Annotated in this window: 18 protein-coding genes; 5 read left to right on the top strand and 13 right to left on the bottom strand. The window is 48.2% G+C overall.

Annotated features, from left to right (window positions below; genetic code table 11):
• Positions 1 to 23: 23 nt before the first annotated feature.
• From ACFVQB_RS07360 to uvrB, 4 genes are all read right to left on the bottom strand, one after another.
• The gene (locus tag ACFVQB_RS07360) at positions 24 to 1,190 is read right to left on the bottom strand and encodes a S1C family serine protease (RefSeq protein WP_379436442.1); all 1,167 of its coding nucleotides are present in this window, start codon (positions 1,188 to 1,190) and stop codon (positions 24 to 26) included.
• Between the two features lie 272 nt (positions 1,191 to 1,462).
• Positions 1,463 to 1,675, bottom strand: coding sequence for a hypothetical protein (locus ACFVQB_RS07365; RefSeq protein WP_379436446.1), 213 nt, complete (start codon positions 1,673 to 1,675; stop codon positions 1,463 to 1,465).
• A 448-nt stretch (positions 1,676 to 2,123) separates the two neighbouring features.
• Positions 2,124 to 4,982, bottom strand: a complete 2,859-nt coding sequence (gene uvrA, locus ACFVQB_RS07370; RefSeq protein ID WP_379436448.1) for an excinuclease ABC subunit UvrA — start codon at positions 4,980 to 4,982, stop codon at positions 2,124 to 2,126.
• A 577-nt stretch (positions 4,983 to 5,559) separates the two neighbouring features.
• A complete protein-coding gene (gene uvrB, locus ACFVQB_RS07375) occupies positions 5,560 to 7,551 on the bottom strand; it encodes an excinuclease ABC subunit UvrB (RefSeq protein ID WP_379436451.1) in 1,992 nt (663 codons plus the stop codon).
• A gap of 169 nt (positions 7,552 to 7,720) precedes the next feature.
• On the opposite strand from uvrB, the gene ACFVQB_RS07380 reads away from it, so the two are divergent.
• On the top strand, positions 7,721 to 8,518 hold the full coding sequence (locus tag ACFVQB_RS07380; protein WP_072733566.1) for a flagellar motor protein: 798 nt from the start codon (positions 7,721 to 7,723) through the stop codon (positions 8,516 to 8,518).
• A complete protein-coding gene (locus ACFVQB_RS07385) occupies positions 8,502 to 9,344 on the top strand; it encodes a flagellar motor protein MotB (RefSeq protein WP_379436455.1) in 843 nt (280 codons plus the stop codon). Before ACFVQB_RS07380 ends, ACFVQB_RS07385 begins: the two co-directional genes overlap by 17 nt.
• Before the next feature lie 192 nt (positions 9,345 to 9,536).
• On the opposite strand, the gene ACFVQB_RS07390 is transcribed toward ACFVQB_RS07385, so the two are convergent.
• From ACFVQB_RS07390 to ACFVQB_RS07400, 3 genes are read right to left on the bottom strand one after another with little or no spacing between them, the layout of a single operon-like run.
• Positions 9,537 to 10,715: an ABC transporter permease gene (locus ACFVQB_RS07390; protein ID WP_379436458.1), complete on the bottom strand. Its 1,179-nt coding sequence runs from the start codon at positions 10,713 to 10,715 to the stop codon at positions 9,537 to 9,539.
• Complete coding sequence (locus tag ACFVQB_RS07395; RefSeq protein WP_379436461.1) at positions 10,708 to 11,898, bottom strand: ABC transporter permease; 1,191 nt, start codon at positions 11,896 to 11,898, stop codon at positions 10,708 to 10,710. The genes ACFVQB_RS07390 and ACFVQB_RS07395 overlap by 8 nt, the downstream gene beginning before the upstream one ends.
• Positions 11,899 to 11,909: 11 nt before the next feature.
• Positions 11,910 to 12,845: an ABC transporter ATP-binding protein gene (locus ACFVQB_RS07400; protein ID WP_379436464.1), complete on the bottom strand. Its 936-nt coding sequence runs from the start codon at positions 12,843 to 12,845 to the stop codon at positions 11,910 to 11,912.
• Between the two features lie 208 nt (positions 12,846 to 13,053).
• On the opposite strand from ACFVQB_RS07400, the gene ACFVQB_RS07405 reads away from it, so the two are divergent.
• Complete coding sequence (locus tag ACFVQB_RS07405) at positions 13,054 to 14,328, top strand: sensor histidine kinase (protein WP_379436467.1); 1,275 nt, start codon at positions 13,054 to 13,056, stop codon at positions 14,326 to 14,328.
• A gap of 19 nt (positions 14,329 to 14,347) precedes the next feature.
• The gene (locus ACFVQB_RS07410) at positions 14,348 to 15,037 is read left to right on the top strand and encodes a response regulator (RefSeq protein ID WP_379436469.1); all 690 of its coding nucleotides are present in this window, start codon (positions 14,348 to 14,350) and stop codon (positions 15,035 to 15,037) included.
• A gap of 52 nt (positions 15,038 to 15,089) precedes the next feature.
• On the opposite strand, the gene ACFVQB_RS07415 is transcribed toward ACFVQB_RS07410, so the two are convergent.
• From ACFVQB_RS07415 to ftsE, 5 genes are all read right to left on the bottom strand, one after another.
• Positions 15,090 to 16,415 (bottom strand): PDZ domain-containing protein, encoded by a 1,326-nt coding sequence (locus tag ACFVQB_RS07415; protein WP_379436472.1) that lies wholly within the window; start codon positions 16,413 to 16,415, stop codon positions 15,090 to 15,092.
• A gap of 64 nt (positions 16,416 to 16,479) precedes the next feature.
• On the bottom strand, positions 16,480 to 17,949 hold the full coding sequence (locus ACFVQB_RS07420; protein ID WP_379436475.1) for a S41 family peptidase: 1,470 nt from the start codon (positions 17,947 to 17,949) through the stop codon (positions 16,480 to 16,482).
• A 134-nt stretch (positions 17,950 to 18,083) separates the two neighbouring features.
• A complete protein-coding gene (locus ACFVQB_RS07425) occupies positions 18,084 to 19,364 on the bottom strand; it encodes a murein hydrolase activator EnvC family protein (RefSeq protein WP_379436478.1) in 1,281 nt (426 codons plus the stop codon).
• Positions 19,365 to 19,516: 152 nt separating this feature from the next.
• On the bottom strand, positions 19,517 to 20,434 hold the full coding sequence (ftsX, locus tag ACFVQB_RS07430) for a permease-like cell division protein FtsX (RefSeq protein WP_063567509.1): 918 nt from the start codon (positions 20,432 to 20,434) through the stop codon (positions 19,517 to 19,519).
• On the bottom strand, positions 20,424 to 21,110 hold the full coding sequence (gene ftsE / locus ACFVQB_RS07435) for a cell division ATP-binding protein FtsE (RefSeq protein WP_024631580.1): 687 nt from the start codon (positions 21,108 to 21,110) through the stop codon (positions 20,424 to 20,426). The genes ftsX and ftsE overlap by 11 nt, the downstream gene beginning before the upstream one ends.
• 252 nt (positions 21,111 to 21,362) lie before the next feature.
• On the opposite strand from ftsE, the gene ACFVQB_RS07440 reads away from it, so the two are divergent.
• On the top strand, positions 21,363 to 22,796 hold the full coding sequence (locus ACFVQB_RS07440; RefSeq protein WP_379436482.1) for a VanW family protein: 1,434 nt from the start codon (positions 21,363 to 21,365) through the stop codon (positions 22,794 to 22,796).
• 158 nt (positions 22,797 to 22,954) lie between these two features.
• Here the strand turns inward: ACFVQB_RS07440 and ACFVQB_RS07445 are convergent, their stop codons facing one another.
• Positions 22,955 to 24,514 (bottom strand): MDR family MFS transporter, encoded by a 1,560-nt coding sequence (locus ACFVQB_RS07445; protein ID WP_063567511.1) that lies wholly within the window; start codon positions 24,512 to 24,514, stop codon positions 22,955 to 22,957.
• Positions 24,515 to 24,560 lie beyond the last annotated feature (46 nt).

Raw genomic sequence — 24,560 nt, forward strand, 5'->3', positions numbered from 1 at the left:
GGATCCGGATTGCTCGCCGGGCTTTATTGGTCTTCATCTACAGGGAACTGCTCATCTTCATCGTCTTGGATATCCGCTCGATCAGCAAGGACCACCGTACGAGTGACAATATCGCCGTCCGTTTGCATCAACAGTTTGACCTTTTGTCCTGGCACATACTTTTTGAGCAACTCATTGATATCCACCACAGAGGACACACGTGTGCCTGCCACACTGTATAACACATCCCCCTCTTTGATTTTAGCTTTCTTTGCTTGAACTGACAGCACGCCCGTAATCGTCAAAGGATCATCTGTAGGCAGGCCCACAATCGCTGACCAGCTCTCTTCCAGTTGCAGGCCAAGGCTTGCACGCTTGATTTTCCCGTATTCAAAGAACTGATTAATAATATACTGAACGGTATCTACTGGAATCGAAAATCCCATGCTCTCGATACCCACTGCTGAAAATTTCATAGAGTTAATACCGACGACTTCACCCTTGAGGTTGACCAGCGGTCCGCCGCTGTTGCCTGGGTTAATGGCCGTATCTGTTTGAATCAACCGATAGGTGGCCTCCACGCCCCGATTAAGACCACTGATTACGCCTACTGTCGCCGAGTTACGCAAAGAGAAGGAGATCGGTGTACCGATGGCAATGACGGTTTCTCCAACGGTGGTTTGTGAAGCTTTGGCGAAGGTCGCCGGTTTAAGAGATTTGGCATTAATTTTGATCAGAGCGATATCGCTTAGCGGGTCACTGTATGTTTTGGTGATTTTATATGTATTGCCATCGGTCGTCACGACCAACGGATTGATTAATCCATCAACCACATGGGCATTCGTCACAATCCAGCCGTTGGAGCGGATGATCACGCCTGTGCCATGAGCCAGGTTATAGCGATCGGATGTGACGCCATCCTGTGATTCGGTAGATTTGCCGATGATGCCTACAACAGACGGAGATACTTTTTCAATTACTTTCGGGACTGCTTCACTACCCTTATACTGAAACGTTCCGGATTTGGCGTCATATTGCCCACTACCTCCGAGCGCTTTGACCAAATCTTTTGAACTAACATATACTTGTCCATCTACCACTTTGGCTTGCATTCCTGATGAAGACTCCGCTGCTCCAGCCGTTGCTGCAACACTGATCGAGAGTACAGCAGCCATCAGCATGGCTACGCCCTTTTTCCCCAACACTCTCATTCTCTCACCTAACCCTCTCTACATATCCTCCGTTATGCAACCAAACGTTACGATCCATTGCTGAATCTCTTTCTCTATTATCTGCAATACCGGTATCCTCCAATTTAACATACAAATTATTCCTGCACAATCGCTTTAAGACCTAATTTCTATAGAGAAGACCGTATTATCCGAACTACTCTGCAAAACACAAAAAAACACCCTCCTTAACTCCCTGGAAAGTGTTTGTCTGTTCTTCTAATTGCTGTTTTCAAATAAGTTCAGCGGTGTCTCTACGAACCAAACCAACCGGTAATCATGGCATAGTCCGTCAAAAGGAATACCAGCAGACTGACCACTGCAAATCCGATAGCAAACAAATTCTTCTTCGGTGCGCGAATCAATCGGACCACTCCGATGAAAATCAGGATCGTAAACAAGATGACAAAAATATCAAACGCATTAAAATTCGAAGTACTCGCCGCGACAGCTTCTGCAAACAGCATGGATAGACAGACCTCCTCACCATAGTTGAACATGCACTTTGCATAAATCCAATGATTGAATTCCAATCAGCAAGAAGTAAATTGAGATGAGGCTCTCATTTACAACTTGTACCCAGAACCGATTCAAGTGATGCAAAATGCCGAATGCTAACGCATACCCTAATATCTTCCTCTATGTTATCTGTACCCTGCTTGTAATGCAAGCCCTATCATCCAGAAAAATGAAAAAAATCCAGTTTGGCAGTAGATTGATGGAATGCTTGCTCTACCGCATATGTAAACACTTTCACCGGGTATCATATTGAGATTGGCACAACGGCAAAATATCACAAAACCCTTCTCCTCGGAAGAAGAGGACATCAGATCATACATCGATGCCTCACACTTCGTAAAAAGAAGGGTTAGCTATTCACTTAGATATTCACAAGCAACCAGTAAACCGGAGCATTTACTCCGTTAATTGTAACGTCTTGCTTCGTTCCGTATCCCGCTCCAATACTGGTTTCAAGTACTTACCGGTATAGGAAGCTTCCACTTTAATAATATCCTCTGGCGTACCTGTTGCAACAATGGTTCCGCCACCACTGCCACCTTCTGGACCCAGATCAACGATATAATCGGCTGTTTTGATAACGTCCAGGTTATGCTCGATAACCAGTACCGATTCTCCGGAATCCACGAGACGGTGCAGGACGTTCAGCAAGCGATCAATATCATCCACATGAAGACCCGTCGTTGGTTCATCCAGAATATAAATGGTTTTACCCGTGCTGCGACGATACAGCTCGGAAGCAAGCTTCACGCGTTGTGCTTCACCACCGGACAAGGTTGTTGCAGGCTGCCCCAAGTTAATGTAGCCTAGACCCACGTCAAGCAAGGTTTGCATTTTGCGATGAATTTTTGGAATGTTCTCGAAGAACTGCGTTGCATCCTCTACCGTCATTTCCAGCACATCTGCAATATTTCTATTTTTGTATTTGACTTCAAGGGTTTCGCGATTGTACCGTTTGCCTTTGCAGACCTCACAAGGCACGTAGACATCTGGCAGGAAGTGCATCTCAATTTTGATAATGCCGTCCCCGCGACATGCTTCACACCGTCCACCTTTAATATTGAAACTAAACCGGCCTTTTTTGTATCCGCGTACTTTGGCTTCATTGGTCTGTGCAAACAGATCACGGATGTCATCAAATACGCCTGTATAGGTAGCCGGGTTGGAACGTGGGGTCCGTCCGATTGGTGACTGGTCAATATCAATGACTTTATCGATATGTTCCAGACCCCGAATCTCTTTATGCTGACCTGGGCGTACCCGTGCGCGGTTCAAATCACGAGCCAGCGTTTTATACAAAATCTCATTAATTAGCGTCGATTTACCCGAGCCAGATACACCCGTTACTGCGGTAAATACACCCACCGGAATTTTTACATTCAGGTTTTTCAAGTTATTTTCCTTCGCTCCACGCACTTCCAGCCAGCGGTCCCCGACACTACGGCGTTCGGTACGTACCGGAATAAACTTGCGCCCACTCAGATATTGACCCGTTAACGAGTTCTCGTCATTCATGATTTCTTCCGGTGTTCCCTGCGACATTATAGTACCACCGTGGATACCTGCCCCCGGACCAATATCGATAATGTAGTCTGCAGCAAGCATCGTATCTTCATCATGCTCAACCACGATCAGTGTGTTACCGATATCCCGCATATGAGCGAGTGCGGAGATCAGACGATCATTATCCCGTTGATGCAAACCAATACTTGGCTCGTCAAGAATATACAGCACGCCCATCAGACTGGAACCAATCTGTGTCGCCAGTCTGATCCGCTGGGCCTCACCACCGGACAACGTTCCTGCAGCACGGCTCAGAGTCAGGTAATCCAGTCCTACGTTTACCAGGAAGCCGAGACGGCTGTTGATTTCTTTTAAAATAAGTTTGGCGATTATTTCTTCTTTCTCACTCAATTGCAGCGAATCAAAGAAACGGCCAGCTTCTCCAATGGACAAACTTGTCACATACGCCATGTTGTGATCGTTAATCGTAACAGCAAGGCTTTCACGTTTCAGTCGCTGTCCTTTACATGTTCCACACGGCTTGGCACTCATATAACCTTCAATGAATTCACGGATACCTTCGGATGCTGTCTCACGGTAACGACGCTCCAGATTATTCACAATACCTTCAAAGGTAACCAGTGCTTCTTTCCGTTGTCCAAAATCATTCTCGTACCGGAAACGAATTTTCTCCGTACCTGTACCCTGCAAAAGCTTGTTCATTTGTTCAGCAGGGAGATCTTCTACAGGTACGTTTTGCGGAATGTTAAAGTGTTCGCATACCGACTTGAGGAACTGCGGATAATAGGTTGATGTGCCACCTGTCCACGCATCAAACGCACCGTCTTCAATTGTTTTGCTGCGATCCGGCACCAGTAGGTCCGGATCAACAATCATTTTGACACCTAATCCATCACAATCCGGGCAGGCTCCAAATGGGCTGTTGAACGAAAACATGCGCGGCGCCAGCTCTTCGATACTGAATCCGCACACCGGGCAGGCAAAGTTGGAACTGAAACGCAGTTCTTCTTCACCCATAATATCCACCAGCAACTGTCCCCCGGACAGATTAAGTGCAGTCTCGATCGAATCGGCCAAACGTGATTGCACATCTTCCTTGATCACAATCCTGTCAACGACGACTTCAATCGTATGTTTCTTGTTCTTTTCCAATTGGATATCTTCGGACAGATCACGTAATTCCCCATTCACCCGAACACGGACAAAACCTTGCTTGGAGATATCGGAAAACACACTTTTGTGTTCACCCTTACGCCCAGAGACAATCGGTGCCAAAATCTGTAGCCGGGTCCGTTCAGGGTATTGCATCACGCGGTCTACCATCTGCTCTACGGTCTGGGAAGTAATCTCCACACCATGATCCGGGCAATGGGGATGTCCCACACGTGCAAATAACAGACGCAGGTAATCATAGATTTCCGTAACGGTTCCGACGGTAGAACGCGGGTTACGACTTGTCGTTTTCTGATCTATGGAGATGGCCGGAGACAATCCTTCAATGGAATCAACGTCCGGTTTCTCCATCTGCCCCAGAAACTGCCGTGCATAAGCCGATAATGATTCCACGTAACGTCGCTGTCCTTCGGCATATATCGTATCAAAAGCCAGCGAGGACTTGCCTGAGCCACTCAGACCGGTCAATACGACAAAACGGTCACGCGGGATGGTGATATCAATGTTTTTGAGGTTATGCGCTCGCGCGCCTTTGATGACAATGTTCTCGCTCGCCAATGGTATTCATCCTTTCAAAATCAAAGTCTTTTTCGATCCCTCCCAAACCCTCCCTTCCAAGGGAGGGCCCCAGAGGGCGCAGCCCTCTGGACACCCGAAACAGGCGGTGCGTGGTGAATGGTCGGGTCTTGCTATGTGAAGGTTGTCGTGTACCCGCAGCCTCGTCCAAGATTCCGGCCGATTGCCGGTCTCTTGAACGGCCGCTCTACAACGAGAGGACGCTCACGGCTTCGCCTTGTTCGCGATGGTCGCCATTGCCTTTGGCTCGGCTCCCCTTAAACACCGGACGCTCACGACTTCGCCTCGTTCGCGAAGGTCGCCATTGCCTTCGGCTCGGCTCCTGGGTACACGACTTCCAATTGTTTTCCTATAAACCTTTTAACCAAATTCAACTATTCTATCAGTATAGACCTGATTTCAGGTTTTCAACATGTCTAATTATCGATAGATATCACTGATTTCTTTACTCAACAAGAGAACGGCCACCCGGCCGTTCTCTTGTTGCAGATCTATCCTTGCTGCGACACATTCATTACTGTGCCTCTATCTTATATCTCTACAGTCTGCCTTCATAAGCTTATTCTGCGCGTAGTTCCAACAATGCATCGCGAAGTTCAGCAGCACGCTCAAACTGCAAGTTTTTGGCTGCGTCTTTCATCTCTGCCTCTAGGCGCTGAATAAGCGACTGACGATCCTTCTTCGACATCTTCTCGGCAGCGCCTGTAAGATAGTCTTTCTTTGATTCGGCAACTTTGGTTGCTTCAATCACATCACGCACTTTTTTGCGAATCGTCTGTGGCGTTATACCATGCTCTTCGTTATATTCAATCTGGATTGCACGACGACGTTCTGTTTCCTTAATCGCCTTATCCATCGAATCCGTCACTTTGTCACCATATAGAATGACTCGACCTTCGCTGTTCCGCGCTGCCCGGCCAATCGTTTGGATCAGTGAACGTTCCGAGCGTAGGAAACCTTCCTTGTCGGCATCCAAAATGGCTACCAGAGAAACTTCTGGAAGATCCAGACCTTCCCGGAGCAAGTTGATCCCGATCAGCACATGGAAAACCCCCAGCCTGAGATCACGCAGGATCGCCATACGTTCCAACGTCTTGATCTCGGAATGCAGATACCGTACCTTGATTCCAATTTCCTTCAAGTAATCTGTCAGATCCTCGGACATCTTCTTCGTTAGAGTGGTAATCAACACACGCTCGTCTTTCGCAATCCGGTCGTTAATCTCACCAATCAGGTCATCGATCTGTCCCTTCGTCGGACGCAGTTCAATAATTGGATCAAGCAGACCGGTTGGACGGATAATCTGTTGTACCATCGTATCCGTATGCTCTATCTCATAGGGACCTGGCGTTGCCGATACATAGATAATCTGATCCATCTTGCCTTCGAACTCATCGAATTTAAGCGGACGGTTATCAAGCGCAGATGGCAGACGGAATCCGTGATCAACCAGTACAGTCTTCCGTGCTTGGTCACCGTTATACATCGCACGGATCTGTGGAAGAGTCACGTGGGACTCATCGACCACAATCAACATATCATCCGGAAAATAGTCCATTAACGTGTAAGGTGTATCGCCCCGTTCACGGAAGGTCAGCGGTCCGGAATAGTTCTCAATCCCCGAACAAAATCCAACTTCTTTCATCATCTCGATATCATAACGTGTACGCTGCTCCAGTCGCTGAGCTTCCAGCAGTTTACCCTGTTCGCGCAACACTTCAAGTCGCTCTTCCAGTTCACGCTCAATGTTCACCAGCGCAACCTTCATCGTCTCTTCTTGGGTTACAAAGTGAGACGCCGGGAAGATCGCAATATGTTCACGTTCGCCAACCAGTTCTCCGGTTAACACGTCAATCTCCGTAATTTTCTCAATCTCATCTCCGAACAATTCAACCCGAATCGCATGTTCACCCTTAGATGCAGGGAAAATTTCAATGACATCCCCACGAACGCGGAATGTCCCCCGCACAAAGTTAATGTCATTCCGCTGATACTGGATCTCCACCAGACGAGACAAAATCTGATTCCGCGGTTTCTCCATGCCTACCCGAAGTGACAGCAACATGCTGGAATACGAATGTGGTGAACCCAAACCATAAATGCAGGACACGCTCGCTACAATGATGACATCCCTGCGTTCAAACAATGAACTTGTAGCCGCATGGCGAAGCTTGTCGATCTCTTCATTGATACTCGAATCCTTCTCGATATACGTATCCGAGGAAGGAATATAGGCCTCTGGCTGAAAATAATCGTAGTAACTGACAAAATACTCAACCATGTTGTTAGGGAAAAAATCTTTGAACTCACTTGCAAGCTGCGCTGCCAGCGTCTTGTTGTGCGCAATAATTAGCGTCGGACGCTGCAGCTTGGCAATCGTCTGTGCAATGGTGAACGTCTTACCCGTACCGGTTGCACCCAGCAGCGTCTGATATCTCTTCCCCTCCTGAACACCCTTCACCAATTCTTCAATGGCTGCAGGCTGATCACCTTGGGGAGAAAACTCTGACTCGATTTCGAACGTTTTGTCGCTCATTATAATATCGCTCATTGCCGTATCTCACCCTATCGTCTAAAATAATAGTCACTATATATTGTCGAAGTTCCCCGAATTTACATATGGGAAAACTTATATTAATAGGAATATTTGTTCCCGTTTAATTATACCTCGTCTGTGCAAGTGATGCAATCGCGAAGTAAAGATAGGAGTGGGTTAATTTATGGATATTGCGACACTTATCGGCATTATTGCCGGGATTGCCGCAGTCATTAGCGGTTTTTTATGGGAAGGTGGTCAATTATCCGGTCTGATGCAAAAGACGGCTGCTCTAATTGTATTTGGTGGTACAATTGCCGCAGTTGTTGCCAGTTTCCCTGCACATCGGCTGCGTACGATTCCCGCTGCCCTCCGCATGGCCTTTGGGCGTAACAACAATGACTCAAGCCAGTGGGTTGAAGAACTTGTCGATATGTCTTCAATCGCTCGCCGCTCAGGCGTGCTTGCACTGGAACGAAAAGTGATGGACCATCCGCATCCATTTTTACAAGATGGTATTCAGATGGTTGTCGATGGCACAGATCAGGATGTTGTTCGCCAGATCATGGAGATGGAGATTGATTCCGTCGAACAAAAATATGAAGGTTATGCCAAAATCTTTGAATCAGCAGGCGGTTATGCTCCAACGATGGGTATCATTGGTACGGTGATGGGACTTATTCAGGTACTCGGCAGTCTGACCGATCCTACCGGACTCGGACCAGCAATTGCTGTTGCCTTTACCGCAACCCTTTATGGGGTCGCAAGTGCCAATCTTATCTTTTTACCCATTGCTTCCAAAATTAAATCCCGTGGAGCAGACGAAATTCAGACGATGGAAATGCTGCTCGAAGGCGTACTATCCATCCAAAACGGAGAGAACCCTCAGCTCGTGCGTAAACGGCTGGAGTCCTTCACACTCACTCACCGCCAGATCACACGTCCTGTAGTGAAGGAGGGATTGGATGAGTCGGCGCAGTAAACGGCGCGGAAAACGTGAACCTGGAGATCATCGAGATCGCTGGATGATTACCTATGCCGATCTCATTACCCTGCTACTGATCTTTTTTGTGATCATGTATGCCATGAGCCATCTGGATTCTGGTAAATATGATGTGGTTACTCAATCGTTGCAAAATACATTTAACCAATCCAATTCCCTGCTTGATCAAGGTGAAGGGATTGCTGGTACAGCAGGACAAGCCATTACCAAAAATCCACCTTCCGAGATTCAGGGAGAAGACCCCGGAGAAGGTGAAGGATCACCTTCCGGCTCCGAGACAGGTACGCCAGAAGATGACGATCAGCCACTTACGGAGCGGGAAGAGCAATTCAGATCACAGGAGCAGGAGCTGCAAAATCTGTTCAATGTGATTACCCAGTATATCGAGGACAATAAACTGGAAAATCAGATTTTTGTTGCGGACAAGCCGCAAGGCATCTCCATCACACTCAGTGACCGCTTCCTGTTTGATCAGGGAAAGGCCGCACTCAAAAGTGATGCCGCACCCACACTGAGCAAATTGGCAAGCCTGTTCCGTGATCTGAGCACAGTTGTCAGCATTGAAGGACATACGGATAACGTTCCTGTCGGGGCGAATGCTACCTATAAAGACAATTGGGAGCTTTCCGGTGCACGCGCACTGTCTGTATTGCGATTTTTTCTCGACAAAGAAAAGCTTGACCCTGACGGTTTTCAATATGCCGGATACGCGGATACCCGCCCAACTGGCGATAATACCACCGCCGCAGGGCGGCAAAAAAATAGACGTGTGGAAATCACCGTCTTGCGTCAACTCCAGCCTTAAAACTTCGATATTTCGTATGAAGCATCCTTGCTCTATTATAAAAAGCACGTTCTTACTGAATTTGATTCAGCAGAACGTGCTTTTTGTTTATAATTCTAATTTTTATTGCTAAACGACAGATCCCTTATTTTCTTCGTTTTACAATAATGGCACACGATGTGATTACCTTCATCATACAAACGATTTCACATATTATGCATCTACGCCTGGCTGGCTGGGACGAAGAATCACAGAGCCCACCGTCAGCAAAATGGCTGCCATGCCAAACAGAATCAGCAGCGGTAGTGCAATGTCCGACAACGTACCGCCAGCAGAGATTGTTTCCACCGCTTGAATTGCCCATTTTTGCGGAACAAAATTAGCGAGTTTTTGCATGTAATCCGGCATGATCGACAGCGGCCAGAAACAGCCGCCAATCATACACGTCGGTGTGATAATCAGTGAATTCAGCATGTTTGCATTTTTGGATTCACGAATCAAGCCGGCAACGGTACTCGCAATTCCCATGGAGACCAGCATGAATGCGGCCAGAATGAGAAGATGAATGCCAAATGGAATTCCCGCCTCATAATGAAGCACCCATCTGCTAATCCCCAGTACCAAAACAATTTGGATCAAACCGATCGCAAAACTCCCCAGAAAATTGCCCAGTGCGATTTCATAAGCGCGGACCGGAGCCGTGTAGATTCTTGTCATCGTACGCTGCCTGCGGTCTTCCATAATAACAGCAACTGTACTGGTCAATAGACCCATCATGAACATGATCGTAAATCCGGTCACATTGTTCAGACCCGGTTTGGGATACATCTGCAGCTCAGTTGCTTCACCCGAAATTTGATGTTTGCCCAGTTCAAGTAACAACTCTTTAAATTTTGCTTGGGCCAAAGCTGGATCACGAGTTTCACCCGAAGCCGCATCTGTCGCTGCCAATACTGCCGAAGCAGATTGATTCAGTCCCTCCGCCATGCCTTCAACCGCAGCTCTCAGCGTATAGGAGCTTTCACTGACACGAAGTTCTACCAGTTGGACTTCAGGCTGTTTGTCTTGCAGTAAGTTTTCCGTATAATGCGCTGGGATAACAAGTCCGGAACTCCCCCTTTGCTGCGCGATGGCTTCCTTCACTTCCGCAACGTTGTTCATGGGCTTGAGTAGATATTCCTCTTTGCGACCAAGCTCATCCAAGATCCATCTGCCTGCTGCACCCTGATCCTCATTTACATAAGGAATGACCGCACGTGTTCCCTCCTCGCTCCCAAACAGCGCAATTGTTCCTGTGACGACAAGGCAAGGAAGAAGAAAGAACGTGATGAAACCCCGTTTGCGCAATATCGTACGCCGGATCATCAACCAGGCAATATTCAGGCTATTCATAGCGATATCCCGCCTTTCTATAGATCAGTCCCGCTGCCGCCACCATTACCGCACATACCGCACCAAGCATCATGATGCTGTACATAATCTCACTTACGGGAGCGTTCAGCATCATCCGCAGAAAACTTTGCAGAGCCCAGTGATTTACTGTAAATTCGCTTATTCGCTGTACAAAACCAATGGCAATGGGTGTAAATCCACCGCTAATAAATGTCATGGCAATAATGATGCCTTGGAGAGCGGCACTTGCCGATGCGGCATTTTTGCAAACCAGGGCAACAATCACGCCGAGAGTCATGGAAGCCAGCGTAATCAGCACACAGATCAAAACAATTAGCCAGGGATGTGTGCCCCAGTTCACACCATATAACCAGTGCGTCATCAGTACAATGATGATGGCCTGCATGAAAGCAATCAGGCTGTTGCCTGCAATTTTCCCTGCAAAAATGATCTCATTGCCGATTGGAGCTGCCTGTAAGCGAGTTAACGTTTTTTTGTCTCTCTCACCAAACAGGCTGTTGCTGGTTGTCATGCCCGAGTAAAGCATGAACATGGCTAGCATGGAGGCCGCATAATATTGTGAAGCACTATAAGAGGTGCCCACTTCTCCGGGACTGCTGACAGCTATATATGAAGAGCTCGCGCTATTGGTCTGTGAACGCTCAGCCATTGCAGCCACTGCGTCAGGACCTAACACTTTCGCCGCAGCGACCTGTCTGTTCAGTTCATCCGTGAACCGCGTAAACAAAGTCTGACCCACGACATTGAGCGTTCCATCTTTCCCCAGTATCCATTGCAACCTTGCCTCTTCCCCTTTCATGATCCGCTTCTCCAGATCTGATGGGACTATTACGGCAAAATCCAGGTCACCACGTCGCAGGGCACTTACTGCCTCTTCTTCCGTAGGTATGTTCTGTACCTTCATCATTTCGGCTACCGCCGGAGATGTCACAAATGTATTTAAAGCTTTGCTGATCGCACCGGAACCGGAATTTCCTTCAGTCTGAATGATCCCTACTCTCACCGGGTCAGGAATGGCTTCTTTTGCCGTCCCCATTGTACTGGAAAGTGCAGTACCCAATATAAAAATGAGCAGCAGCGGCAGAATAAACAGATTCAGCAGAACCGAGCGAATTCTCAGAATCCGTCTCAACTCAAAGATGCAAATATGCCATATGTTCATCTGAGATCCTCCTAGTCCCGAAGCGTACGTCCGGTCAGATTGAGGAAGAGCGTTTCCAGATCAGGCTCTTCGACCTTGAGCGATTGAATAGAGATTTCATGTTTGCTGCAAATGAAGAGCATATCTTGCAGATCCTGCTGCGCGGAAGGCAGCGTAACGGTCAATGTATCTTCTGATACTTCTACCGCCCGCACACGGGGGTGAAGCTTTAGCTCCTCCACAACATCGGGACCAATGCCCGAAGTGGTGAGCACTATTTTTTCCTCAGATGCAACCCGTTCTCTCAGCTCTGCTTCGGTGCCGCAGGCAATGATATGCCCCTGATCCATAATCGCTACCCGGTGACTGATTGCAGCTACTTCCTCCATGTAATGACTTGTATAAATGATGGTTGATCCCATCTGATTAAGCGTACGGACCGACTCTAAAATATGATTCCGCGATTGCGGGTCAATGCCCACTGTTGGCTCATCCATAATGATTAAATCCGGCCGATGCATAATGGCACACGCAATGTTCAGCCTGCGTTTCATACCACCAGAAAAAGTCGATGGGGCATCCTTCGCTTTGTCCTGCAAACCTACAAATTCGAGGGATTCCTGCACTCTTTCTTTAAGCATTTTTCCACGGAGTCCATACAACCGGGCAAAAAAAGTTACATTCTCCGCAGCGGTCATCGTTTCGTATAGAGCCAGATCCTGTGGTACCAGCCCGATTTTGCGTTTCACTTCAAGCGGCCGCTCCTTGACCGATATGCCATCCAACCGAATTTCACCTTGATCCATATTTAAAAGACCGGCAATCATGCTAATGGTGGTACTTTTCCCTGCTCCATTGGGTCCAAGCAATCCAAAAATTTCACCTTTGCCTACACTCAGATTTAAATGATCCACCGACAGCTTGCTACCGTATCGTTTCACGACATGATCCACTTCAAGCATAGCCATAGATTATACACTCCTCTTCCGTCCAGCTTCCTGGGACTGGATTTCATATCTGTATTGTAACGAATTGTGATCTTCTGCGAAGGTACGAAAGGTCATGAAACAAAGGTGACTTAAGTCATCTTCGGTTGGGAAAACTGCCTATGATATAATCCACATAGATTACCGGAAGGTATACCTTCACTTCTAAAATAAAGGATGTCTCTGACATATGCCGATGCGGTTGCTGCAATACGGTTTACTCATAGTTCCTGCTGTCCTGTACGTTCTGGTGCTACCACTGGAACAAGAAGATAGCTATACTCTGTATATTATCATTGCAATTGGACTCGCGGTGTCGAAAGACTTCACCCGTTCAGGTATGCAGCGTTTGCTGATCGCGGCCGAAATTCTCTTCAGCTGCTGGCTGATCGCTCTATATGGCCCATTTATGTTTTTCCTCTCCTTATCTGCGCTCTATGTGTACATGTACAGACTGGATGGGGCCCAGCGCTGGTTAATGCTCGCAATTCAGCTTATCGCCAGCAATATCGCGTTACATTGGTATTACACCCCACCAGAGGAGCTTCATGCATGGCTTGCACTTCACCCAAACCCTGCCATTCCTTTTACCTTCACCCAAGAGACAATCGCTCGGGTTACAGGTAACTTGCTCCTGCTCATCACCGCAGCACTCTCTTGGCAGGGGTCTAGAACTGCAAGCAGCCGTGGGCAGCTTGAACAGGTGTATGATGAGCTGCGCAGTAAACATTACGAGCTTCAGGAGGCACGCGAACAATTGCTGCAATTCACGAAGCAACTTGAAGGGGCTGCACAGGTTGAGGAGCGTACCCGGATATCCCGGCAGCTTCATGATGATATCGGTCACCGCCTGATTCGCACCAAACTGATGTCTGAGGCAGCCCTTCTGACCCTGCCAATACATCCGGAACAGGGCACGGAAATGGTGAAGCAGATTCGAGATCAATTGGCTGCCAGTATGGATGACATGCGAACCACGCTCCACAAATTGCAGCCTAGCTCTTATATATCCGATGCCTACGCACTAGATCGTCTGCTTGAAGACGTTGGCCGGGAAACGGGTGTGAAGACGCGTTACGAAGTGCGTGGGCATTCACATGTACTCTATCCCAGTATGCAGATTGTCTTGTACAAAAATGCCAAAGAGGCCCTGACCAATGCCCTCCGTCATGGAAATGCCACTACGATTACTGTGGAACTGGCATTTGGAGAAAGAGAAATCTGTATGGCCATCAGCAACGATGGGAAGATCCATACCCTTTCCACCAAGGAACAAACGAAAGGAAGACATGAAGGATCTCGTGCTAACCAGAGCGTAAAAGCAGAGTCTACAGGACTCGGCATAGGGCTTGAAGGAATGCGCCTACGCACACAGTTGGTTGGTGGGAAACTGGAAATCAAGTCGGACTATCCCTATACGGTGATTACACGACTGCCCATGACGAACAAAGCTGAACTGATCTGAAAAAGGAAGTGATTTGCTCATGTCTGACCTGAATGAATTAAATAACTCGAGCCATTCTGTCCACCCTCAGTCGATTCGGCTGATGCTTGCGGATGATGATTCCTTTATCCGTGAAAGTCTCAAAGTCCTTCTCGGACTCGATCCCGGTATTAACGTTACAGGTACAGCTTCTAACGGACGAGAAGCTCTCGAACTGCTGGAGTCAGGAACACCTGCTGACGTTGTACTTATGGATATCCGCATGCCCGATTGTGACGGAGTTGAAGGTACCCGAATCATTAAGACACGTTTCCCTGACGTTCGTGTACTGATGCTTACCACGTTTGACGATGATGAGTATATTATCCAGGCTTTGCAAAACGGGGCCAGCGGTTATTTGCTCAAAAATGTGCCCCCTGACCGGATCATTCAGGGCATCAAGACTGTACATAACGGGGATATGTTGATTCATCCTGATATTGCTCGTAAGCTCGCAAGTCTGCTCCGTCCTGCTGCAGCACCTCAGTCACATGAACCCATTGATTCTTACGGATTAACCCGCATGGAACTGGCTGTTGCGGAGGCTATATCGGAAGGGCTGTCCAATAAAGAAATTGCCGCAAAACTATTCTTGAGCGAAGGCACGGTCAAAAACTATGTTACGGATATTCTCGGCAAGCTTAGTTTGCGTGATCGGACTCAAATCGCCATTTTCATGTTGAAAAAGTAGCAAAAAGGATATTTCCCTCGCCTGATATGGCGGAGGAAATACCCTTTTTTCATTACATCTCTATAGATCTTTGCTCCCCCGCTGGGGCGGGCGGCAGTGCTAGTGGAGCTTCAACATCAAGCTGATCTTTCCGACGTCGTGCGAACAACTTGAGACTTACGATATGAAACAGGGTGAGCGGACGTAAGCGGAGCGCCCAGGCTTCATGATTATCCGGGGCCATGAGTACCCCAAGCTGGTGATGCTCACCTTCATAGATCGCCCGTTGCATGAACTTGCTCTCACCCTGATGATTGCGTACTTCCAGCTTACAAAAGGCCGGATTCATACGCAAAGCGCGATGTAATTGCTCAGGCGAATGCACCAATACGCCATTCACCTTGTACAAGGTCTCCCCTGCTTCAATCCCCAGTTCTTCCGCAGGACTATCAGGAATGACGCCCAGCACCTTCAGGCCGTGCTCTGGGTGTACAAATAGCGGGCTGCGGTTTTGTTCCTCGAAGGCACTGTACCACACCAGGAATTCATGCCCAATGAAAGCAGCCAAGGCTGCGACAACCATGAGTGGAGACCACCACGCAGCCAGGAGGCTGAGTACAAGTAGCCCTGTCCCGTATAGCAGCAATCGCTTTGCGGAAATCTGCACCTTTTTCCCAGGGAGCATACTCTGCGTAACTTCTCCGAATCCCAGCATAATCGGCAGCGCAACCAGCATGTAGCCATTTCCTCCGCTGATCAGGGCGGTCCATGGCAATGTGGCCCCGCCCGTAACTGGAACTAGAATCAGCAGCGGAATCGGCCAGAAATGCTGCAACTGGTATCCTCCAACGAGCTTGCCGCGTTTACCCTCGAAGAGCAAAGGCGATGCCATGGATACCCCTTGCATGCGTACCATCAGTGCTTCACCGATATGTAATACAGCTGCGAGCACAAGAAGTGCAGGCATATCCAGCGCACGCAATGCTTCAGTGACACTTCCCATCCATCCTTCCGGCTGCCAGCCGGAAGCCATATTTAAACCAAACTGCAACACGCCAAGCAAACCTGCAGCATAAGCAAAACATAGATATCGGATACGGAATAATGCCAAGAATAACGTAGCTGCCCAAATACAGATCAGGCTGCCCAGTGTAAGATATGCCCCAAGAAACAGCGACACGACGGAGACCATTACACCGATCAGAATACCTCCAAGCACTGCACGAATGGTCTGTGTTATCGAGCTTTGCAGACGAACGTGGAACAATTTACGTTCCTGCAAGAGTTGACGATGATAAACGAGAGCAATCAAAATTACCGCAATATAATAAAACGGCTGAATAAACAACTGCAACAATGCTTCCCCTAATGTGGTCAACCATGGCCAAGCCCATTCCATTGTGGACGGTCACCCCTCTCCTTCAGCCGGTTCAGAAAAAAAGAAGGCTGAAAATCAGCCTTCTTTATGGCTTCGACACTGCGGACGAAATATCCTTTGAGACCTTTTCGATCGCGCGCTTCAGCTGTGCATCATATTGAGGATTGGCAATGCGTTCAATCAGAGCCGCTTCCAGTGATTCAGCGGTTTTCTCGTCAATCTGGCCTGTTGCCTGAATGCCTTTTTGTTTCTGGAATGCTTTGACCGCTTCTTCTGTCTTCTGGTCATAGTATCCGTCCACACGATCCGGCTTAAAGTCAAGTCCTCTCAGCATCGTCTGCGCACTTTTCACATCCGCGCTATTGCTGTCGTATTTCAAAGGTAATTTTTCTTTGTTGATTGGTGCCACCGAGAAGTAATCCGGCTGGTTCACCGCAATATCCGGTTTGATGCCTTTTTCATGAATCCAGTCCCCATTCGGAGTCAGCCATTTCGCGATGGTGATTTTCAGCAGGCTGCCATCACCCATCTGTTTGTCATAACTCGTCTGTACGGTTCCTTTACCAAAGGAATTTTCTCCAACCAGCGTTGCGCCTGCCGACTGTTGCAATGCACCGGCCAAAATCTCCGACGCACTCGCGCTTCCTTTGTTCATCAATACCGTAATTGGATAGGATTTACCTGATCCGTTCGATTTGCTTTGTTCCTTTTTACCATTCTTGTCTTCGACTTGAACAATAACTTTGCCTTTCGGAACAAATTGCTCTGCAATATCAATAACGACCTGCAAAACACCACCCGGGTCATTACGAACATCAATGATCAGGCCCTTCATGTTCTGCTTCTCCAGCTTCGCCAGTTCTTCTTTAAAGCGATCTCCTGTGTTCAGTGAGAATTGGGTGATTGTAATAACACCAACACCGTTATCCTCCATGTGGGCGTACACCGTCTCCAGATCAATGTCATCACGTACAATGACAAATTCAATCAGTTCGGAAGATCCGGCACGTTTGACCTGCACCTTCGCTTCACTGCCTTTTGGACCTCTGATTTTGTTAACGGCTTTGTTCAGTTCCAAACCTTGCAGGGATTCACCATTCACGGACATGATCATGTCTTTCGCGCGAATACCCGCTTTCTCGGCAGGCGATCCTTTGATCGGTGATACTACTACAACATTTCCGTCCTGTGAGGATACCTCTGCGCCGATTCCGGTAAATGAACCTTCAATCGACTCCTCGAACTGGGCTGCTGTTTCCTGCCCCATATAGTTGGAGTACGGATCACCAAGGGATTCCATCATGCCGTTGATCGCACCATCAATCAGTTTGGTTCGATCCACGTCTTTATAATAGTTGCTTGAGATCAAATCCATCGCGGTTTCAATCTTCTTCAAATCGTTCTTCTGCTGCGAACTGCCAGTAACGCTGGCGAGCAATCCTTCGCCAGGTGTCGTCTGTGCCAAACCAGGGGAGCTCATCAGCACCAGCGTAAGCAGGCTGCCTCCGAGAAGGGCTACAATGACAAGCAGCAGGGCCGATCTTTTCTTCATCATCCGTTTGTCACCGCCTTTAGTATTGAAGCGTGTCAAATTCAATTGTTCTGTGAATCATTCCCTGAACATGCCAGCTTAGTATATGCCTAGCTTGTACGGAATATGTTTGTTCCATTCCAACGGTTAGCTAAAAACTACAAATAGTTAAATGGATTCACTGCTGTTCCATTATCACGTACTTCAAAGTGCAAATGCGGCCCAGTGGAGTTGCCTGTATTGCCTGATTCAGCAATAATGTCGCCACGGCTTACCGTGTCACCCTTGCTAACCTTAAATCCGCCTTCACGTAAATGACCGTATAGCGTCCACAATCCGCCTCCATGGTCAACAATGACGGTGTAACCATATCCGCTATACCATTCAGCCATGATGACGATCCCGCCTGAAGCGGCATGAACGGATGTTCCTTGAGCAACAGCAAAGTCTACACCTGCATGCATTTTACCTACTTCACCCGTAATCGGGTGAATACGAGGTCCAAAACCGGAAGATACACGTGCACCTGATACTGGCATGCCAAAGATGCCGTTACCACTGGAGTATGAAGTGCTGCTACTGCTGTTGGAGCTGACCTTGGTCGGCGCCTTTGCAGCTGCCGCCGCACGTGCAGCAGCTGCTGCTTTTGCTTTGGCCGCCGCCGCCGCTTGCTGCTCACGCAATTTATTTTTCTCTTGCAGAAGGGCCGAACGCTTGCTGGCAATCTGCATCAATACGTCTTCCTGTTCTTGCGTCAGCTCTTCCGACTCTTCAATTTTAGCATCATAGGAAGCGAGAAGCACTTGCTTCTCCTGTTCCTTCTCATTTAGTTGGGACTTACGCTGTTTCTTCTGCGCATACAGACTCTTGGCTTCTGCATATTGCACATCCAGTTCTGCTTTTTTGTCCACGACGAGCTGCTTGTCCTTTTTGTGTTCATCCAGCAGATGCTGATCCTGATCCACAATCGTTTTTAGTGAATCGGCACGAGTCAGGAAATCAGAGAAGCTTGTTGAAGTTAACAACACATCGAGATAAGAAACGGCACCGTCTGTATACATCAGCCGTACACGTGATTCAAGCAATTTCTCTCTTGCAACGATACGTTCTTCTGCGGCTTGCAGATCTTTTTTTGTTGTCCGAAGATCCTCTTCCGTATTTTCAATCTGCAAGGATACGTTTGCCAGCTCATCACTAACCACATTGATCTGCTCCATGACTACTTTCAAGTAAGCATTGGTCTTGTTCTTGTAATGCTGGGCTTCCTTTTTGTTGCTGGCAGCCTTTTGCTGCTCCTTTTTGGCCGAAGCCGCTTTGCTCTCCAGTTGCTGAATCTGCTGATCAATGTCGCTAATGCTACTCTTGGCATATCCGTCAGAAGGTTGAAGCGTCAAACTGGCCAATAACGTTAAGGCCAGCAGCGAAGCTGTTTTTTTCAAAATGTGATCCCCCATCCTATGAATTCACAAGAAAGCAACCTGCACAGGTGGTGAACAGCATGTTCTTTGCTTTCTTTACCTAAAGGCTCCGTCTTTACTACATATCGTCAAACAGCGTTCAGTTGTGAACCTGCTTTGCCATTCTATTTCGATTAAACGTTAAGAGACTTGCGGATGGACAATGTACTTCCCAAAATACCAACCAGCACACCCAGTCCGATCAACAATGTTCCAAACAACAGCCAAATATCGCCGAGTGGAATCAGGTTAAGCATCTGCATGAATACATCCTGACCAATCGTGGCCATCAAGCGGCTGTAACCGAAGAATAGTACCGCTACCGTAATCGCCGAACCGATCAATCCAATCAACGCCCCTTCAACAAAGAAAGGCCAACGAATAAACGTGTTGGTTGCTCCAACCAGTTTCATAATACCGATCTCCCGGCGCCGGGCCAGAATCGTTACGCGAATCGTATTCGAGATCAGGAACATGGACATCAAACCCAGTCCCCCAACAAAAATAAATCCGATATTCCGGACAAGCTTCGTAAATTTGAACAACACTTCCACCGTTTCCTTGCCGTAGTTCACTTTCATGATCGGCTTCTCCGGGTGTTTATCGTTCAATGCTTCGATTTTTTGCGCCACAAAAGTGACGGTTTCCGGTTCAATGACCTCTACTTCAATGGTCTCCGGCAGTGGATTGTTGTCCACATCGAAACCGCTCAGCACATTGTCTGCACTTTCTCCGAGACGTTCACGGAACTCTTTGAGTCCTTCTTCTTTGGAGACAAAACGAATTTCACTGACTTCAGGCATCGCACTGATTTCCTGCTCCAGCGTGTTACGCAGGTTCTCATCCACGTTCAGCTCGAGAAACGTACTAATCTCGACCTGACTGTCCACTTGGTTGGCCATGGAATTCACATTGAGCACCAGCAGCATGAACACGCCCAGAATGAGCAGTGACACGATAATGGACATGATGGAGGCCACGGACATCCAGCCGTTGCGGAATACGTTTTTGAATCCCTCACGTAAATGGCGCAAGAGAGTACTAAAATTCATAACCGTATTCCCCTCTCATCTGATCCCGTACAATCTGTCCCCGTTCAATCGCAATAACCCGTTTACGCATCGTATTGACGATATCCTTGTTGTGGGTCGCCATGACAATGGTTGTCCCGCGAAAATTAATCTCATCCAGCAGCTGCATAATGCCCCATGACGTCTCCGGATCAAGGTTCCCCGTAGGCTCATCCGCGATAATAACAGACGGATTGTTCACGATGGCACGTGCGATGGCAATACGCTGCTGTTCCCCACCCGACAACTGTGAAGGTTCACGGTTCGCCTTACTGCGCAATCCCACCAGATCAAGCACTTCCATCACTCGTTTCTTGATGTGACGCTTCGGCGCTTCAATAACTTCCATGGCAAATGCCACGTTCTCAAATGCCGTCATGCGTGGCAGCAACCTGAAATCCTGGAACACAACGCCGATATTCCGGCGTACATAAGGAATTTTGCGTGGCTTTAACTTTCCGATATTAAATCCGTTAATGGATATTTGTCCTTTGGTCGGAACTTCTTCCCTGTACATCAATTTCATAAATGTCGATTTGCCTGCGCCGGACGGACCGACGATATAGACAAATTCATTGCGGTCGATCTTCACCGACACCCCTTGTAATGCGTGGGTACCATTGGCGTAGGTCTTCCACACGTCCTGCATTTCTATCACATCATCACTTCCCGTTGCATAGTTAGCCATTATCATTTCGACACAATCCCGGCATTTCCTTTAAAAAGACCTGAATTTCATCAGGGAAAATCCATTTCGCCCCTTTTTCGATGGTGAAGCATGGATTCATATGAATTTTATTGTAACAAATTTGTTACCTATTGAGTACCCGAAAGTTTTCCATCATTGGATCATATATATGGAAAGTGTTACGAATTGCGGAACAACAGAAGTACAAAGGAGCGTACGGATATGAAAAAAATACATTTGACGGTCATTGTGCTATTCTCCATCCTCTTTATCGGTTCCGCGTCCTATGGATTGCTGTATATGTACGTGAACCAACCAGCCCTACCGGAAGGTGTACGTATTGGGGAGTGGTCGGTTGAGGGCGTGAAACGCAAGGAGGTTCTACTGGCACTGGATGAACGATTAAAACAAATGGAGGCATGGCCGATCACCCTGGAGGTTGACGATCCTGCACCAAAAACGATGATGTTCACGGCCGCCCAGACAGGCGCAAGCTACAGTGCTGACGATTTCCGGACAGCTGTGCAGCAATTGGATGAAGGCAATCTGTGGGAGCGTGCTTACGCCCGATATCATTTCATCAAGGAGTGGTCCCTGAAGCTGAAGTACAATTCAAAATCACTGAGAGAGCAGCTTACCCCTGCCTGGGAAAAGGAAACCTTCGGTACACCCGCGAACGCTGTTCGCCGCATTACCGCAAGCGACAAGGTTCAGTACATCATGGAAAAGGGCGTCCGCCGGATCGCCTGGGATGAACTCGCGAGCCTGATGCAGGCTAAACTGCACCGGGATTTCGCTCCACTGGACCATGATGCGAAGCCAAACCCGCTGTTGGTTCAGCTGCCGTTGTATACGCTGCAACCCGAAGTAACACTCGATTCGCTGCGCCAAGAGGGAATTGACCGGAAGATCATTCAGTTCTCTACTGGCCTTGGAAACAGCAGTGCAGGCCGGATACATAACGTCAGCGCAGCAGCGCAAGCCGTTAACGGCATGATTTTGCCGCCAAATGGTACTTTTGATTATGAGAAGGTCATTCGTAAGGCCGAAGAAGACTATGGTTTCCGTGAAGCCCCGGTCATCGTGAATGGGCAGCTGACCCCTGGCATTGGGGGCGGCATCTGCCAGGTATCAAGCACGGTCTATAACGCTGCCCTGTTGACCGGACTGGACATTGTAGAGCGCCGCAACCACTCCCTGCCTGTCAAATATTTGCCGAAGGGGTTGGATGCCACGTTTGCCTCAGGTTCCATCAATTTTCGGTTCAAAAACAATACCGGCAAGTCTCTGCTCATTCATGCCAAAGTGGAAGGTGGAAGCTTAACGGTCAAATTTTTCGGCACCTTCCCGGAGAACGTCAGTTATGCACTGGAATCCCGTACAATCGAGACATTAAGTGCTCCCGTCAAATATGTATCGAGCAATGTACTGCCTGACGGTGCACAGCAGGTGCTCCAGGACGGTCAACCGGGATATATTGTGGAGACGCTGCGCACCAAAAAAGTGGATGGAAAAGTCGTCGAATCCAAGACCATTACACGTGACACGTACAAAGCCCAGAATCGCCTGATTGCCCGCTCTGGTCATACTAACCTGCCTGATCCTCAGGAACCTTCTATTGTGGAGGATGGCATCAGCGACACGAAGCAGCCTTAATCTTTCTTTCACTTACGTAGACAGGATAGGCAACTCAGCAAAAGTAACAACAAATAGAAAAAGACACATCTCCCTTTCCCATACTGGGTCCCCTGAGAGATGTGTCTTTGGTTTGTTTTATAAATATACATATTGTTTATTGATTAGACTGAAACCTTTTAATGTCCGCCTGTGTACTCTTTCTGCTCCTCGCCTATAACCATCTTCTCATTACCCATGAAGAAAGCAGCAATCAACGCGAGTGCAGCCGGGATCGCAGCCCAGGCAAAGAGTTGCACGATGGATGAAGACAACGCGTGCGTAATGGTGTCCAGCACCTGAGGCGGAATTGCCTTTCTCAGCTCTGGCGACAGCAACGCATGTGGATCGCTCAGATCCACTCCCTGAGGTACGCCGCCTGCAGGAGCACCAGCGCCCCCCGCTTCCGCCGCTGATCCAGCGAGGGCATCATTCATTTTGCGCGTAAATACCTGGCTCTGCACGATACCAAAGATCGTAATACCCATCGTCATCCCAAGTGAACGCAAGAAGTTAAGTGTGGAGCTAGCTGCTCCGCGTCTTTGCGGTTCAAACGCGTTCATGGCTGCATTGCTGAGTACCGAGAACGACGCCCCGACACCGAGACCAATCATCACCATGAATATACGTATCGTCCATAGAGACGAAGTTTCATCCAGCGTCGTCAGCAATCCAAGACCAACCACCAGCAAGGCCAGCGTAGGAATCATAATGTTGCGATACTTGATTTTGGTCATCAGTACCCCACCCATGGAAGCCGTCACAACGGACCCCAGCATCATGGGCAATAACACGAGACCAGAGTTGGTCGCTTTGCCACCGAGTACCCCCTGGATGAAGATTGGAATGTACACGGATGCTGTAATAAATGCCGCACCACTGAACATGCCAATAACGTTACTGGACCAGTAGACCCGGTTGCGGAACATCCCGAAGGAGATGATGGGCTCTTTGGCTCTCGTTTCTGCAAACAGGAAAAGCAGCGCTAGCACCACGAATCCGGCAAACAAACCGAGGATCTGCCACGAGCCCCAGGCATACGTTTTGCCACCCAGTTCAAGCCCGAAGATGAGACAGACTACCGCACCAATCAGTGTGATTGCACCCAGCCAGTCAATCTGTTGGGATTGATGCTGATGGGATTCCTTGTAGAAAAATGCAATAAACACAAACGCAATCAGACCAAGCGGCAGGTTGATATAAAATACCCATTCCCATGTCGCGTACTGCGTAATGTAAGCACCCAGCAGTGGACCAAATACGCTGGATAAGCCGAACACGGCTCCGAACAAACCGCCCAATTTACCCCGTGACTCTGGTGCGACCACATCAAACATGATCGTGAAGGCAATCGGCACCAGTGCACCTGCACCAATACCCTGAATAGCTCTGTACATCGTCAGCTCAACGATCGATGTTGCTGTTCCACATAATGCGGATCCGAGCATAAATACCAGTATTCCAAATACAAAAAACTTCTTCCGCCCATACATGTCGGATAACTTACCGAAGATTGGCATACCCGCCATCTCGGCCACCATGTAAGCGGAGGTCACCCATACGAACTTGTCGAGCCCACCCAGCTTCCCGACAATGTCGCCCATAGCTGTTGCCACGATGGTATTGTCCATCGAAGCCATCAGTATGCTCAGCAGTAGCCCTGCCAGCACCAATCCAATATTATTTTTACGTGTAGCCATTGTACTCAATCTCTCCCATTCACATCCGATTCATATGACTGAATTA

The organism is Paenibacillus sp. NPDC057886 (assembly GCF_042796655.1).
In the GTDB taxonomy this organism is placed as follows: Bacteria; Bacillota; Bacilli; order Paenibacillales; family Paenibacillaceae; genus Paenibacillus.